Source organism: Chryseobacterium indologenes, assembly GCF_001295265.1.
In the GTDB taxonomy this organism is placed as follows: domain Bacteria; phylum Bacteroidota; class Bacteroidia; order Flavobacteriales; family Weeksellaceae; genus Chryseobacterium; species Chryseobacterium indologenes_A.
The window spans coordinates 866,244-879,003 of sequence record NZ_LJOD01000001.1; the positions used below are offsets into that span (position 1 = coordinate 866,244).

Below are 12,760 nucleotides of genomic sequence, written 5' to 3' on the forward strand. Positions count from 1 at the left end.
TTTGACGAATTTATTTCCTTTTCTATGAGTATCCTGTTTAATAAATCTCCAGTTTTGTCTTTCCTTCCGTTAGATAAAAAGAACTGCTGTTGAACATGGCCTTTGTCTTCCCTCCTACTTTATATAATCCCCAGAGTACGCTTCTGTGCTTAAGTCTTGGATCTGTGCTTTTCTGGATGAATCTTGCAAATTTTCCGTCTTCACTAATTTCTGTATCATAAGATTCTGCATCCTGCATTTTGAGGGTGGTGTTTTTGTAAACTTCAGTCAGTTCGTTCCAGCCTGTTTTTACGGTACTGTCATTGTATTCTGAAATATACTGGTTGCTCATGCTTGGATACACTGCTCTTGCCAGCCCGTCAATATCTTTATTTTCATATAGATTTTTAATCTTGCCGTACCTTTCTTTTAATTCTGCGTTAAGCACATCATTCCCCAGTTTCTTCAGGTTTTTATATTCTTTGGGCTGATTCAGCTGATAGGGAACGGTTGCTTTAAATTCAAAAGTATATTCGTAGGGGGTAGTGTTGTAATCTACATTTTTTACCAACGCCCGGCTTCTGTGCATGATGACTTCTTTTCCCGGAGCATCATGTTTTTTATTATCAAATTCTTTAACGTTGAGCTCTAAGAAGCTATGAGCGGGGCTGTCGGTATAAATTTTATAGGTAATTTTCTGCACTCCGGATCTGAAAATACAGTGATTGATGCTGACTGAAGTACTGACTGATTCTTCTTCAAAGTTTCTGTAAACCGGCAGCCCGTTTACAAAAATCTCAGCATTGCCCATATTCTGCCCTATTTCTATAAAATATCTGGGCTCGTAATCATAGTGTTTTACTTTACTGGTGATCTCTTCAACTATATTTTTTGAATTAATTTCTATATTGTTTTGCATGTTATCTTTTTTTTGTGAGCAACTCAGGCTGAAGGTAAATATCAGCATTAAAAAAATCAGTCTTGAATACTTCATCGTATTAAGTTTTAAGCAGGTATATCTTGTATAATGTGATGGTCTTTTCTTTAAAAATAATGAATGACTTATCTTCTTTGTCCTTATCTGTTTCGGTAGAGGTTTCCCAATCAATACCCAGTTGTTGGTTTTTCACTTCAGATTTAAACTTATACTTTCCTTTCAATCCGGAAAAATACAGGCTGTTATCTACAAAGAATCCTCCTTCATCCTTCCCGTACTGCTGTACAATTCCGAAGGAACAGTCTATTTCTAATTTAGCCTCCAGCTTTACCTGTGTTTTTAAAGGGGTAAAGCTAAACAATTCTTTATAAAAAATACTTTTTACTTCTGCTTTTCCTCTCACATACTGCCCAAAAGCAATGATTCCCTTCACCTCATCGTAATAGTTACCTGCCTGTTTAGAGAAGGTATAGGTCTTCGTAAGGAAGTTATATTTTACATTCTGCTCAATACTTATGGCTCCGATAATGCTTACTGAGAATGAAATATTGGTTGTTTTATCTTCATAGGTCCCTTTAACTTTGTCTCTTATATCTTCAAAGTCCTTATGTTTTGTTTCAGGGAGCTTATCTTTTAAGGTTTTATCGGTTACATAATCCAGAAGGTCTTTGCCTACAAGCTCATATTTTACTCCTATTAAAGGATCTATTTTAATTCCTGCCTCAAAGATCATGGCTACTCTTCCGTCAGCCTGCTTGTAATAATACAGTCCGCTTTTGTACGCCATGGAAGGGCCTACCAGCTCTATGGAATCGGGCAGACTTTCTATGGCTTTCATTGCTTTCTGTACGCCTTTCGCCAGTTTTTTTATTTTCTTCAGCTTACTGATGCCGCTTCTTCCCCGGGTAAGGATCAGGATAAGAATTTCGATAACAATCTGCAGACATACGAAACCAAACATGGCAATACTGGTTGCATATTTGGTATATTTGGTCTGGGTTATAAAATTCACGGTGGTTCCGGTCAGGCTGAGTGCTGTTCCCTTTTTCTCCTGAGTACGGTTGTGAATGGCATGTAATCCGGCTTCCAGCTTTTGGGCTTCGGATTTTATATAGTCCAGAAGAACCTGTTTCGCCATATAATCTACAAGTGTCACGGAAGTTCCTAAATAAACCCTCTCGATGAAAGATTCAAATTCTGTGACAAATCCTTTCTGAAGGTCTACACTGTGATTGTGAAAGAAATAGTCTTCTTCAAAATCATATTTTCCGTGAGCCAGCCAGACAATATCCGGATAGGTTTTTACCTGAAGGGTTGGCTTATCTTTCTGGGGGAAATACGTACAGCTGTTGATATAGAAATAATAGCTTTTGTGCATTGAGGAAAAATAATTGATGTATTTTCCAAAATACTTAAGGTAGTTCGGGATAAAATCATTTCCAATATCGGCACTTACCGGATAAACGACGGTATTTTTAGCTTCCGTTTTCTTAGGAAGTCCGGCCTCCTGGATGATGATTTCGTCTTTATGGCTACTCCTGCAGCCTTTTCTTTCTTTATTTACCGCGCTTACAGTAAGGTTTTTGGTTTTACCGGCAAACGGAGCTATGGTTTCAAAAATAATAGGGGCATAATTATTTTCATAATAATTGAAACGAATCATTGCTCTCCTGTTCTGCTGATGCTGTGCTTCAGTAAGTTTGGTTCCCTTATGAATCAGCTGGCTTTCCCCATGTCCGTGACACTTAAATCTGGAAGATCCCAGCCCGTTACTTTTCATGAAGTTCATAACGGCTTCTGATCTGTCCTGCGACAGTTTCAGGTTGTAATCCCCCGGACCTCTTTCATCGGCATGACCGTCTATAATGATCTGGGAATGCGGGTTAGACTTCAACAGGGCTACCAGCGAGCTCAACGTTTTCTGTGCATCTGCTCTTACAGCACTTTTGTTAAAATCGAAAAACACAAAATGTTTCTGTTCCAGAGGGGTTGTTCCTACAGGTTTGATCTTGGATTTTCCGTCTTCAAAAACAATAAACTCATCTGTTTCGTTGATTTTAATCTGTTTGAATTTACAGGTTCCTACCCTTGAAATATCTGTATTCGGCTGCCCGATAATCAGAGGGGTCTGATTGGAAGGAGGTGTTTTAACAACTGCTTTTACTGCATTTTTAATGTTCAGGTATTTTCCGTGCCTGTCGTTTCCGGCTTTATCTTTGACGTAGGTTCCGTTCTTTCTTTTAATTTTTACATAAAACTCTTCATTTTCCTGAATATATTTGATGTATGCTTTCCATTGTGAGGTATTCGGAATTTCGAGATTGATCTGTCCGTCTTTTACTTCCACATTATATATGGTACGCATTTTATAATCTCCGCTCCACATTTCATTGTGAACTTCTATGGTCACTACTTCCCCATTGATTCCTTCTGTATCGGCATGAAAATGAATAGTTTCTCCGTAGGAAACTCCGAAATTTTTGCTGTCGGTATTCCTGATGTTCGTTCCGCCTCTTGTCTTACTCCATTTGCTGGAGGTAATAAGCGGATCACAGAACCCGATGATCATAAGTCCCGTATAAGCTGCATCCGGTTTCCCTGTCATACTGGCTTCTACATAATAGGTATAGCCGCAGAGACGTTTGGGAATTCTGTATGAAAAATATTTGTCTGTCATGCAGTGAAGACGTTCCACAATATTTTTACGGTTCTTATCGAGAACCATCCAGTAAAGTTTTCCTTTCTTTTGTTCTTCGGTGGTGTCTTTGTGCCATTCTTTGATGTAGAAATGCGCCTTTTTATCAGCAGGAACACATACCCATTTATCCGGTCCGAACCGGGAGTTCGAATTATTCGCCTCATTGGGCATCGGTACAAATTTTATTTTCTTTATTCCTTTTGCCATCGCTTACAATTTTGGGGATTCTCCTGCTTCTACTCCTTCGTGGGTAGGCTCTTCTTTATACATTTCATCGGAACTTACAAGCGGATTGATCTGCTGCTGCACATCTTTATCTGCATTCTTAAAGTTCTGCTGGCTGGCTTCTGCTCGCTGGCCATGATCAATGATCTCAATACATGGTGTGCCGGCAACCGCACAGATAGCCTTACTTTTTTCTAAAATAATGTAACCTCCGTTGCTTAGCTGTACTTTATCATAGAAATCCTGCCATTCGGTGACCATAATCTTACAGGGTGGTGGCGGGCCTCCGTTTTTGGTACAGTTTCCAAAAGTATTTTTTTCGAATGTAGCTCCTCCTATTTCTTTGGTGGTTACAATAAGCTTTTTAGAGCCGTCCTTATCATTGGCGTATTCTTTCTGGTGGGTAAGTACTTTGAGCTTATCCGGAGCCTGCCCGAACTGGCATTTGCACATCGCTCCCTGTACTACAATATGTTGTTCTGCCATGGCTAAAATTCTTTAGAGGAAATTAAAACTCTGGTTAAATAACTGTTTCCGAATTCCAGACGGACAAATGAGGAATTCATCTTAAACGTAACAACGGTAAGGGCACTGGATGTATTTTCATCTACTTCTACCGAAGTCTGGTAAAGACTGGCGTTATATCTGGCAAACTTATCCCTGCATTCTGTGGGCGAACTGCTGTTGAACACTAATCCGTATGGTAGTCCTGAAACCGCTTTATCCCCGTAATATTGCAGGCCATAATATTCTGTTCCATCGGTCATATGCCCGTAAATCAGGTTAAAATCATCGAAATCCCAGCTGCTCTGCATTCCGTTTTTACAGCTTTCACATGGTATCTGACTTGCTTTTATCTGTAGCAGCTTAGTAAAGGAAGCTTCTGATGCCGGCAGGGCTATGAACTGCTTTTTACTGAACAGGTTCTGTAATTTTTTAGATGCTGTTTTCTTCTTCTGTGTGCTTTCTACTGCAAAATCTGCGGCTTCCGATGCAGCTTCAACAGCGGCTGTTGCTTCTACTGCGGCTTCCGATGCAGCTTCGCCCGCATCTATGGCTTGCTGAGCTTTTGCAACTTCTCCTTTATCACTTAGCAGAAATGCTTTGATCTCTTTTTCCAGAAGACCTGTTGATTGGGTCTGCTTAGCATCCACTTCTTTTTTCGACCAGCTGTCCGGAATGACTTCCTGAAGGGAGATGCTGACTTTTGTACTTTTGGCAGACAGCTTTTTCATGTTTATATTCCAGGCGGCCTGCCTGATGAATTGTTTGGGTTTTGCCCCATTTTTCAGAGCAAGAATCAGATAAGGATTCTTTTTTCCTGCTTCATCTTTAAGGTTGTAAAGATCAACCGAAGTGGAAAAATCAGTATCTGACGCAGCCGCTGCTTTGGCTTCATCTCTGGTAAAATCATTGCTAAAATAAAAAATGGTGCTTTGTAATGTCTCAATGCTTTTAGGTACGGTAAATTCTGTTTTCTGCCCAAAATACAGGCTGAAACACAGGATTGAAACCAGTGTAAGCAATTTATCGTTTAATCTTGTTTTCATATTATTTTGTTTATTTTTTATTCTGTTATAGCGGCTATTTCTACGGTTACTTTCTTTTCCTGTTCAAGGCTGATGTCACATTCCAGGTAAATGGATTCTGCAAGCGTTGTTTTCCCGTTCAGGAAATAGTGAAGATGTATGCTCCCGTCATGATTTATTTGCACATCGTCATCAAAGGTTAATGAAAATGGTGTTCCGGCCATAAAATCATTGGCCGACCGTTCATCGTTTAATATTCCGTTTCCTTTTATCTGGATGAGATCATATTCGTCTTTCAGAGGATCTGTTTCGAGTTTTATTCCGAAAACAGGCTCCATCACATTGTCAACTACCGGAAAAGTTTCTGTTATTTCTGTTTGATATTCTTCTCCGAAGCGCTGATAAATTCCGAAAAATAAAGCTCTAAGGAAATAATCATTCTTCAGATAGAGACCGATTGCATCAGGTTCATCAATAATATATTCGATCTTCTGACAGTAATGATCTACTGTTTCGCCTTCAAATAATCGGTACACCTCTTCTTTCACGGCAGGCCATCTTTCTTTGAATACAGAAAGGTTTTCTACTGCATTGAATTTTCCATGCCTGTCTGTGCTGATCTGCAGCGGATAAAGAACTTTGGAGGTCTTATAGGCCAGCAGGTCTGCTATTTCGTTCACTTCTTCTTCATTCAGGTAAAGGGAGGAGGTTCTGTCAATTTCAAAAAAATGCAGTCTGTTTTCGGTTTTCAGCCATCGTACAGAAGTTGTATATTTTAATTCGCTTCTACGGCTGCCGTTATCAATGATAATCGCAACTGCATATCTTTGGGATGAATGTTCTGGCTGAAACAGGAGGGTATTTCCCGGACCGAACTTTACGAGCCTGCTTTTATCGGCAACGGCTGTTCTGGGAAGGAAAAGTTCTTTCTGACCGGTAAGCCCGATCAGGATCATATCTTTTACCTCACACTGATTGTTGTGAAACAGCTTCAAAGCATCTGTATCCATGCCGTAAAGCGATGCAATACTCTGTAGGGTTTCATTTTTCTGAATGGTATGTCTGTTAAACTTCTGCATAAATTCCCTGAATCAGACGGGTATTCTTTTACCTGGGTTCATATTTTTTGGTCTTCCACATATTATCCGTATCAATCTTCCTGATCGGGATTTCCTTATCATTCTGTCTGAGCACCAGCTTTCTGTTACTCAAATCTTCATTCATCTTAAGAATAATTTCAATGGGCTGATTTTCATCTGCATTTTTAAACAGAGAAAAGATTTCATCTTCATCAAAATATTTGACTTCAAAAACGGTCTGGGTTCCGTTTTTCGATTCAAACTGGTAAGAGATAAGACGGGGAACAGCTCTTTCTTTGAAAGGATTTTCAATAACGGACTGATTGAACAATGTCTCTTCTTCTCCGTTATACATTTCCATAGTCACATTTTTCAGGACATGCCCCGGAATCTCTGTTTTTGTTTTCCAATTGTATTTTTTACGATAGGTATCCCAGATTCCGAAAGGAATGCCTTTAGCTTTCATATTTTCATAGGCTTCCGGCACGGAGCTGCTCATATTAAAATATTCCTCCTGTGAAATGGTAGGATTTCCCGGAACATAGTCTTTCATGGCAACGGTAGTTTCTTTTGCCTGGAATCTTCCTATTTCTACCTGCTGATCATTTCCATACAGCCATACAACCACCACGCCTCCCGGCGCCAGCCCCACCACAACGGAGGAGTAGCTTTCTTTTTCATTGGTTCTCCAGTTAACCGTACCTTCTTTAAAGAGCTTTTTGATTTTGTCTACGGGAAGATCCCAGTTTCCTTTGTAAAATTTATTTTCAAGGAATGATGCCCATGTTACTTCCAGCCTCACCGGAACCGCTTTAAGATCTTCTCCCTGGGTATGCAGAGATCCGCTGTAGCCCCATCCTGTGTGCGACACTCCGGAACAGGGAATGTATACTTTATTTCCATCTTCAAGAAAAAGATATCCCTGGTAAATATTCATCGGGTATAGAGAAGGTGAGCTTTCCGTAGGAAGCCATTGATATTTTTCCATTTTATTTTGGCATGAAATGAATGAACTTACAAAAATCAATAAACTAATAATACCTGTTTTCATGTTCATTATTGGTTCAGTTAAAATAATTTCTATGAGGTAATATAAAATATAAAGCAGCCATCAACAGCAATACGGCTATATTACTGAGCCATTTGGTTCTGTTTTTTTTATACAGCCAGAAAAACGTCTCCACAAGTATGTAAACCCATACGGTAAAAAAGACATACAACGGAATTTCGTCTATGTCATAAGTCTGCCCTTTGAATCCGCTTTCGGCATACATGAAATAGAATGCCAGATAAGGAATCAGCAAAAGGATAAACCTGAAAGCGATATGTTTTATAAGTATTTTCATGAGTGGGGAGCCATTCTACGCCATCTTCTTACCTGCAGATTATCTATATCCAGTGTATAATTAGGTCGGTATCCGATTGCTCCGAATTTTGAATTCCAGTGCAGATACCTGTTCCTGAGTTCTATCAGTATGTTATGATCTGAAACAATCCTGTTAAAATTTGCCACACTGATCTTCTTCAGGGCCAGCTGCTTCCTCATATCTTCGATCTGCCTGTTGGTATAGTAAATCATCTGCGGAGCAGTTCCATTGATATATTCATCCAGTCTTTTCTTCACTTTGGTCAGATCTAGCGGATAATAAGCATCTTCTTTTCCATCAGGAATTTTGTAGGATTTGCTGAGGTTGGCCAGATCAATAGTATCGGCATAGTTTTTATTCACCAGCTCACTCATGATGTGCAGTGGAATGAAGCTGTACCTGTTGCTGATCTTCGCCCTGTTGATATAGGTTTCCAGCCAGTAGTTAGGGCGTGTCACTTCCTCTTTTGTAAACCATCCCTGTGCAATAAGATGATTCAGGTCATTATTCAGGATCTTTTTATAGTCATCATTGTCCAGCCCGTCTCCCGGAGTATTGTCAAAATCCATGATCTGTTTTTCCTCCGGCATGTTATGGGTATAACAGCCTCCCACATCTGAGTGTACCCCCGGCAGATAATAATCTGTTCCGCCTGCCAGCTGCGTCCTGGTAAGCATAAAATTCTCCCGGTGCTCGTCTGATGCTGCCAGATGGACAATATTCCTGGCTTTAAGCGTATTCAGGTTCAGTTCTGCCACATCATTGGTAAAATCCGGATCTGTGGTGGTTTCTTTTGCATTGGGATCATAGGAAGAAACGGTATCATAAATTCCTAAAAATCTTATTCTTATAGCATTATATTCTATCTGGCTTCTATTGAGAAGGTTTCCAAGAATTCCGTTTTTGGGATTAGTCTGAGTGACTTCAAATACGAAGTTTCTTGCTGCGGCAGCTCCTCTGCTGAAGCCGAATACATCAAGAGTAATGGTATTTACTTCATATCTGCCCTTCAGCTCATTAACCTTTTCAGCGACTCTCCGGCATCCTTTTTCTACCTTTGCCCTGACACCGGTACTGCCGGCACCATAGGCTACTCCTTTATGATCCAGCTTTTTATCACTGTCCGAACCCAGATCCTCTGTCCCGATTCCCTCGATATAAATCTTGGCAACATTTTTACTTCTGTCTTCCTTATACCAGTATTCTTTTCTGGCTACATTAGACAGATCATTGGTATAACTGTCGTCCTCTTTATTGGACTGTTTTTTATAAACTTCCTTTTCGCTGGCCGTAGGGGTATATCCTGGCTCATTTCCTCCGGCTCTGGTATTGGCCCGGCTATTCTGGGTACCATCAAAAAAAATTCCGATGCGGATATCAATCTGTCCTTTTCCCGGCGGTGACGGCTCATAATTTCCAAAAACTACATTTGACATAGATTCTGTAATTTATTTGTTTCCATGAGACATGATTTTCTTGTTGCTTGCCAGAACAAGGTTTTCCTTTCGTGCCTCTACATTAATTTTTTTTGCAATTTTTTCAACCTTTTTTCCAACGTTCAGATGGTAGGTATCTTTAACGGTTACCCTGATATTGGTTGCTGTTTTGATGATTGCCATATCAGAAGAGTTTTGATTTTTCGGCGCTGTTGAATTCTACGATCTTGCCGCTCTGCATGGTCATATTTTCAAGTTCGCTGAACATGGATATTTCACCGGCAATTTCATTGGAAGTCTCAGATTCTCTTTTGAATTCTTTTTCTACCAGCTCTGTCCGGGTATCTGAAGATTCCCTGATGTCTCCCGAAGCGGTCTGTTCTATATCTTTTCCAGCCGTAGAGCTGATATTTTCATTGGCTGTACTGGTAATGCTTGCTCCGGCATCAACTGAAATTTCTTTTCCGGCTGTGATGCTTACATTTTCTCCGGCGTTCAGGGTAAAGTTTTTAGGAGCTTTAACGCTGATATTTCCCTGTCCGTCCATAAAGAAGGTATTTCCGCTCGGATCCAGGATTTTCACACTTCCTTCTTCATCGTTCATCAGAATCCTGATTCCGCTTCTGGTCTGTATTGATTTCAGGTGGTTATTAATTCCGCCTCCCAAACCAACTCCTCCATGGAACATTCCTCCCATAACAAACGGCCTGTCCGGGTGGCTGTGAACGAAATTCACCATCACCTGATCTCCTACTTCCGGAATGGCAACATAGCCTCTGTTCTGGGTGATCTGATCGGTTCCTCCGGCATCAGGGCTCATCATTCTGATGAAATGTGTGGTATCATTGGTCTGCCAGTCAAATCTCACCTGTATTCTTCCCTGTCCTTCAGGATCGGCATTGGAAATAACAACGGCAGTCTGAGGTTCTGCTTTAGGAATGTTAAATTCAGGTCTCGGAAGGAATCCTGTATCGGCTGCAATTCCTGAAAAGCTTCCCTGGTAATGTCCTATGGTATCAATCTCATGTTCAGATTCCGTGATCATGATTCTTGTAAAATAGGATGTTTCATTGGAGTCAGGCTTACGCATCTGTACATCGGCAACACAGCCTGGATGCAGGAAAGGTACTGTGGTATTTCCTGATATGGAAAAAACGTTTACGGCTTCGCTTCCTGATGCGCTTTTCTGTGAGTATTCAATATCAAGATGGGTAGCAGCTTTAATGGGAGCTACCTGAAGTGCGGGTGTTTTATAGATATTGTTGTTGTGTTCATAGGCTGTTTTTGCCAGATCCCCTACGTGCTGTACCGGTGTTGCACCAGAAGTCAGTTTTTCATTTCTGCTGCTGTTGTAGCCATAGAACTGCGGTTTGGTATGTACTGCTTTCAGGTCTACTCTGATATCGTTGACACTGCTTCCGTAAGTCAGCATAATAGGTTTGTTCTGAGGTGGAAGTTTTCCGAAATGAAGTACTTCACCGTCATAATAAAACTGTTCACCATAGGCTTCTGCCATTCTCGCCAAGTAATTATAATGGGTTTCATCATACTGGCTGCTGTAGATGATCTGTGAGAAGTTATTGGCATCTATTCTGATATCAAAACGGTTTTTATCAATCCCCTGGCGGATAATCTCTTCAGCAATAATTCCCATGTTTACCGGCTGGCTGCCTCCGAAACTCTGAATATGCGGAGCACCGTCTAACAGAATGGTCGGGCTGTATCCCGTAAGCACTATATTTCCCAGACTCATTTTTTCCTGGCTGAAACCTACTCCTGTAATGATACCAACAAAGGTTCTTTCGGGGCTGTTATCTATATCTTTGTAAGAAATAACAGCTGTAAGCCGCTTTCCAAGGAATTTATTGGCATCTTCCAGAGAATGGGTCTGCCGGTCTCCCAGGGTATCGTGTGCAAGGGTAAGGGTAAATTCGTGATGCCGTCTGGTACTCTGCTTAAGCTTAAAATGTTTGTAATACTTAATAATCTTTCCCTCTATCACAAGGGAAAGCTTGACCAGACGGTTAATGCCTATATGATGATTTTCGGATACTCCGTCTGCATTTTGTGCGGGACGGAAAGATGATCCTCTTGATTTTTCAGGTGTAACTGACATATTTTGTTTCTATCGGTGATTTGTTTTTTTTATTTGATAATTATTCAATTATACAGGAATTTCTGCAAGTCCATAAAGCGGGCCAAACCCAAAAACCTGGAAAATATATTGATCATTATGATCAAAAATAAGCCGGAACCGTCAACAGCTGCGTATTTTTACTATCAACAAAGCTTTTCTGTCTATCTTTGAAAAAATTATTTTCATATAATTAATTCAATGTATATTCCTGATTGCCATAATTGTTCCATTTCCAAATTTGCTTTTCTGATATTTAAAATTTTAGTATCTGATTTGCTAAAATTCCATAAAAGAGATGTTCATATCAGGGAAAAAAAGACCGTCTTTCCAGGGACAGTCTCTTTATATTTTGAATACTCAGGACTAGCTTAAAGGCCAAAGTCCATCGTAGTATGCGCTACCGTAAATGATGCTTTCTGCACTTACGATAAAGCTGATCAGCATATTATTGCTGTCCAGTGCATCAAAGTCTACTTCATGCTGGATCACATACCCGTTTTCCCACTTTAACGAGATCAGGGTTCCTTCTTCATGGGATTTATTGAATGTAATTTCTCCGTTTGTAGGTTTGTATTTGCTGTTCAGCAAACTTTCCAGAATATCAGATTTTTCCGTTGCTTCTATTGTTACCTTGATAAGAGCATTTGACGGATCGGATGCTACACGTCCAGAAACATCTGTAGATCTTGAAACACTGTAGTTTAGCTTTAACAATTTTTGACCCTCGCCTCCATTGAATTTTAAGATTCCTCTTGAATTTCCTGCCATATTCTTAAATTTTTATCTTTCTCCTGACGAAAATACTATTCATCAGATTCGGAGGCAAAGATAAAATTCAGGTTCTAATCTGAAAAGTTTTTAAGAAAAAGTTTCGTAAATTGTAGTAATTCTACGACTTTTATTCTGGTTTTTCCGGAAAAACTGACCATTTAATAATAAACCTGTTTAACTTTTTGGCAACCTTCGGTTTATGGTTTTATGAAAAAGTGTAAACCGCTTTAATGTTTATACACATAGGCAGCAATGATAATAACCAGATTAACAGCAGCCATGCTCATTAAAACAGTGCCGTATTTTCTTTTCCGGTCAATAAAACTCAGACCCAGTGTAAAGAAAAACACCAGCAAAGTATATATTGCGGGATAGGTGTGAAAGGCTTCCGTAAATTTTCCCTGAAATACCAATACTGCGGCCCTCTGAGCTCCGCAGCCCAGGCATTCAAACCCCAGATATTTTTTGATGGGACAGGTCAGCATAAAGTCTTCTATGCTCATATTATTTCCATAGTAATTTTAAAAACCTGTGAAATCTGCCCCCAATAAGCGAACGGAGATTTTTTCACAGATCAGTAGGTTTTAATATATACAAATATT

At 40.0% G+C, this 12,760-nt stretch carries 12 protein-coding genes; all 12 read right to left on the reverse strand.

What is annotated here, in order from left to right; genetic code table 11:
* Positions 1-37: 37 nt before the first annotated feature.
* Positions 38-898, reverse strand: coding sequence for a hypothetical protein (locus AOB46_RS03910; RefSeq protein WP_131724315.1), 861 nt, complete (start codon positions 896-898; stop codon positions 38-40).
* A 79-nt stretch (positions 899-977) separates the two neighbouring features.
* Positions 978-3,821 (reverse strand): OmpA family protein, encoded by a 2,844-nt coding sequence (locus AOB46_RS03915; RefSeq protein WP_062696715.1) that lies wholly within the window; start codon positions 3,819-3,821, stop codon positions 978-980.
* A gap of 3 nt (positions 3,822-3,824) precedes the next feature.
* Positions 3,825-4,325, reverse strand: a complete 501-nt coding sequence (locus AOB46_RS03920) for a DUF4280 domain-containing protein (RefSeq protein WP_062696716.1) — start codon at positions 4,323-4,325, stop codon at positions 3,825-3,827.
* A 2-nt stretch (positions 4,326-4,327) separates the two neighbouring features.
* Positions 4,328-5,389, reverse strand: coding sequence for a hypothetical protein (locus AOB46_RS03925; RefSeq protein WP_062696717.1), 1,062 nt, complete (start codon positions 5,387-5,389; stop codon positions 4,328-4,330).
* A 17-nt stretch (positions 5,390-5,406) separates the two neighbouring features.
* Complete coding sequence (locus AOB46_RS03930) at positions 5,407-6,447, reverse strand: LysM peptidoglycan-binding domain-containing protein (protein ID WP_062696718.1); 1,041 nt, start codon at positions 6,445-6,447, stop codon at positions 5,407-5,409.
* A 28-nt stretch (positions 6,448-6,475) separates the two neighbouring features.
* A complete protein-coding gene (locus tag AOB46_RS03935; RefSeq protein WP_062696719.1) occupies positions 6,476-7,435 on the reverse strand; it encodes a DUF2931 family protein in 960 nt (319 codons plus the stop codon).
* Between the two features lie 76 nt (positions 7,436-7,511).
* Positions 7,512-7,793, reverse strand: coding sequence for a hypothetical protein (locus tag AOB46_RS03940; protein WP_062696720.1), 282 nt, complete (start codon positions 7,791-7,793; stop codon positions 7,512-7,514).
* Positions 7,790-9,250: a phospholipase effector Tle1 domain-containing protein gene (locus tag AOB46_RS03945; RefSeq protein WP_062696721.1), complete on the reverse strand. Its 1,461-nt coding sequence runs from the start codon at positions 9,248-9,250 to the stop codon at positions 7,790-7,792. The genes AOB46_RS03940 and AOB46_RS03945 overlap by 4 nt, the downstream gene beginning before the upstream one ends.
* A gap of 12 nt (positions 9,251-9,262) precedes the next feature.
* Positions 9,263-9,433 (reverse strand): hypothetical protein, encoded by a 171-nt coding sequence (locus AOB46_RS23300; protein ID WP_157845034.1) that lies wholly within the window; start codon positions 9,431-9,433, stop codon positions 9,263-9,265.
* A 1-nt stretch (position 9,434) separates the two neighbouring features.
* A complete protein-coding gene (locus AOB46_RS03950) occupies positions 9,435-11,366 on the reverse strand; it encodes a type VI secretion system Vgr family protein (RefSeq protein ID WP_062696722.1) in 1,932 nt (643 codons plus the stop codon).
* Positions 11,367-11,750: 384 nt separating this feature from the next.
* Positions 11,751-12,155, reverse strand: coding sequence for a type VI secretion system tube protein TssD (gene tssD / locus AOB46_RS03955; RefSeq protein WP_062696723.1), 405 nt, complete (start codon positions 12,153-12,155; stop codon positions 11,751-11,753).
* Positions 12,156-12,385: 230 nt separating this feature from the next.
* Complete coding sequence (locus AOB46_RS03960) at positions 12,386-12,661, reverse strand: DUF2752 domain-containing protein (protein WP_062696724.1); 276 nt, start codon at positions 12,659-12,661, stop codon at positions 12,386-12,388.
* Positions 12,662-12,760 lie beyond the last annotated feature (99 nt).

Excerpts from the sequence above, each read along its gene's own strand:
- AOB46_RS03910 (WP_131724315.1), bottom strand. The coding sequence starts at position 898 with ATGCAAAACAATATAGAAATTAATTCAAAAAATATAGTTGAAGAGATC.
- AOB46_RS03915 (WP_062696715.1), bottom strand. The coding sequence starts at position 3,821 with ATGGCAAAAGGAATAAAGAAAATAAAATTTGTACCGATGCCCAATGAG.
- AOB46_RS03920 (WP_062696716.1), bottom strand. The coding sequence starts at position 4,325 with ATGGCAGAACAACATATTGTAGTACAGGGAGCGATGTGCAAATGCCAG.
- AOB46_RS03925 (WP_062696717.1), bottom strand. The coding sequence starts at position 5,389 with ATGAAAACAAGATTAAACGATAAATTGCTTACACTGGTTTCAATCCTG.
- AOB46_RS03930 (WP_062696718.1), bottom strand. The coding sequence starts at position 6,447 with ATGCAGAAGTTTAACAGACATACCATTCAGAAAAATGAAACCCTACAG.
- AOB46_RS03935 (WP_062696719.1), bottom strand. The coding sequence starts at position 7,435 with ATGGAAAAATATCAATGGCTTCCTACGGAAAGCTCACCTTCTCTATAC.
- AOB46_RS03940 (WP_062696720.1), bottom strand. The coding sequence starts at position 7,793 with ATGAAAATACTTATAAAACATATCGCTTTCAGGTTTATCCTTTTGCTG.
- AOB46_RS03945 (WP_062696721.1), bottom strand. The coding sequence starts at position 9,250 with ATGTCAAATGTAGTTTTTGGAAATTATGAGCCGTCACCGCCGGGAAAA.
- AOB46_RS23300 (WP_157845034.1), bottom strand. The coding sequence starts at position 9,433 with ATGGCAATCATCAAAACAGCAACCAATATCAGGGTAACCGTTAAAGAT.
- AOB46_RS03950 (WP_062696722.1), bottom strand. The coding sequence starts at position 11,366 with ATGTCAGTTACACCTGAAAAATCAAGAGGATCATCTTTCCGTCCCGCA.
- tssD (WP_062696723.1), bottom strand. The coding sequence starts at position 12,155 with ATGGCAGGAAATTCAAGAGGAATCTTAAAATTCAATGGAGGCGAGGGT.
- AOB46_RS03960 (WP_062696724.1), bottom strand. The coding sequence starts at position 12,661 with ATGAGCATAGAAGACTTTATGCTGACCTGTCCCATCAAAAAATATCTG.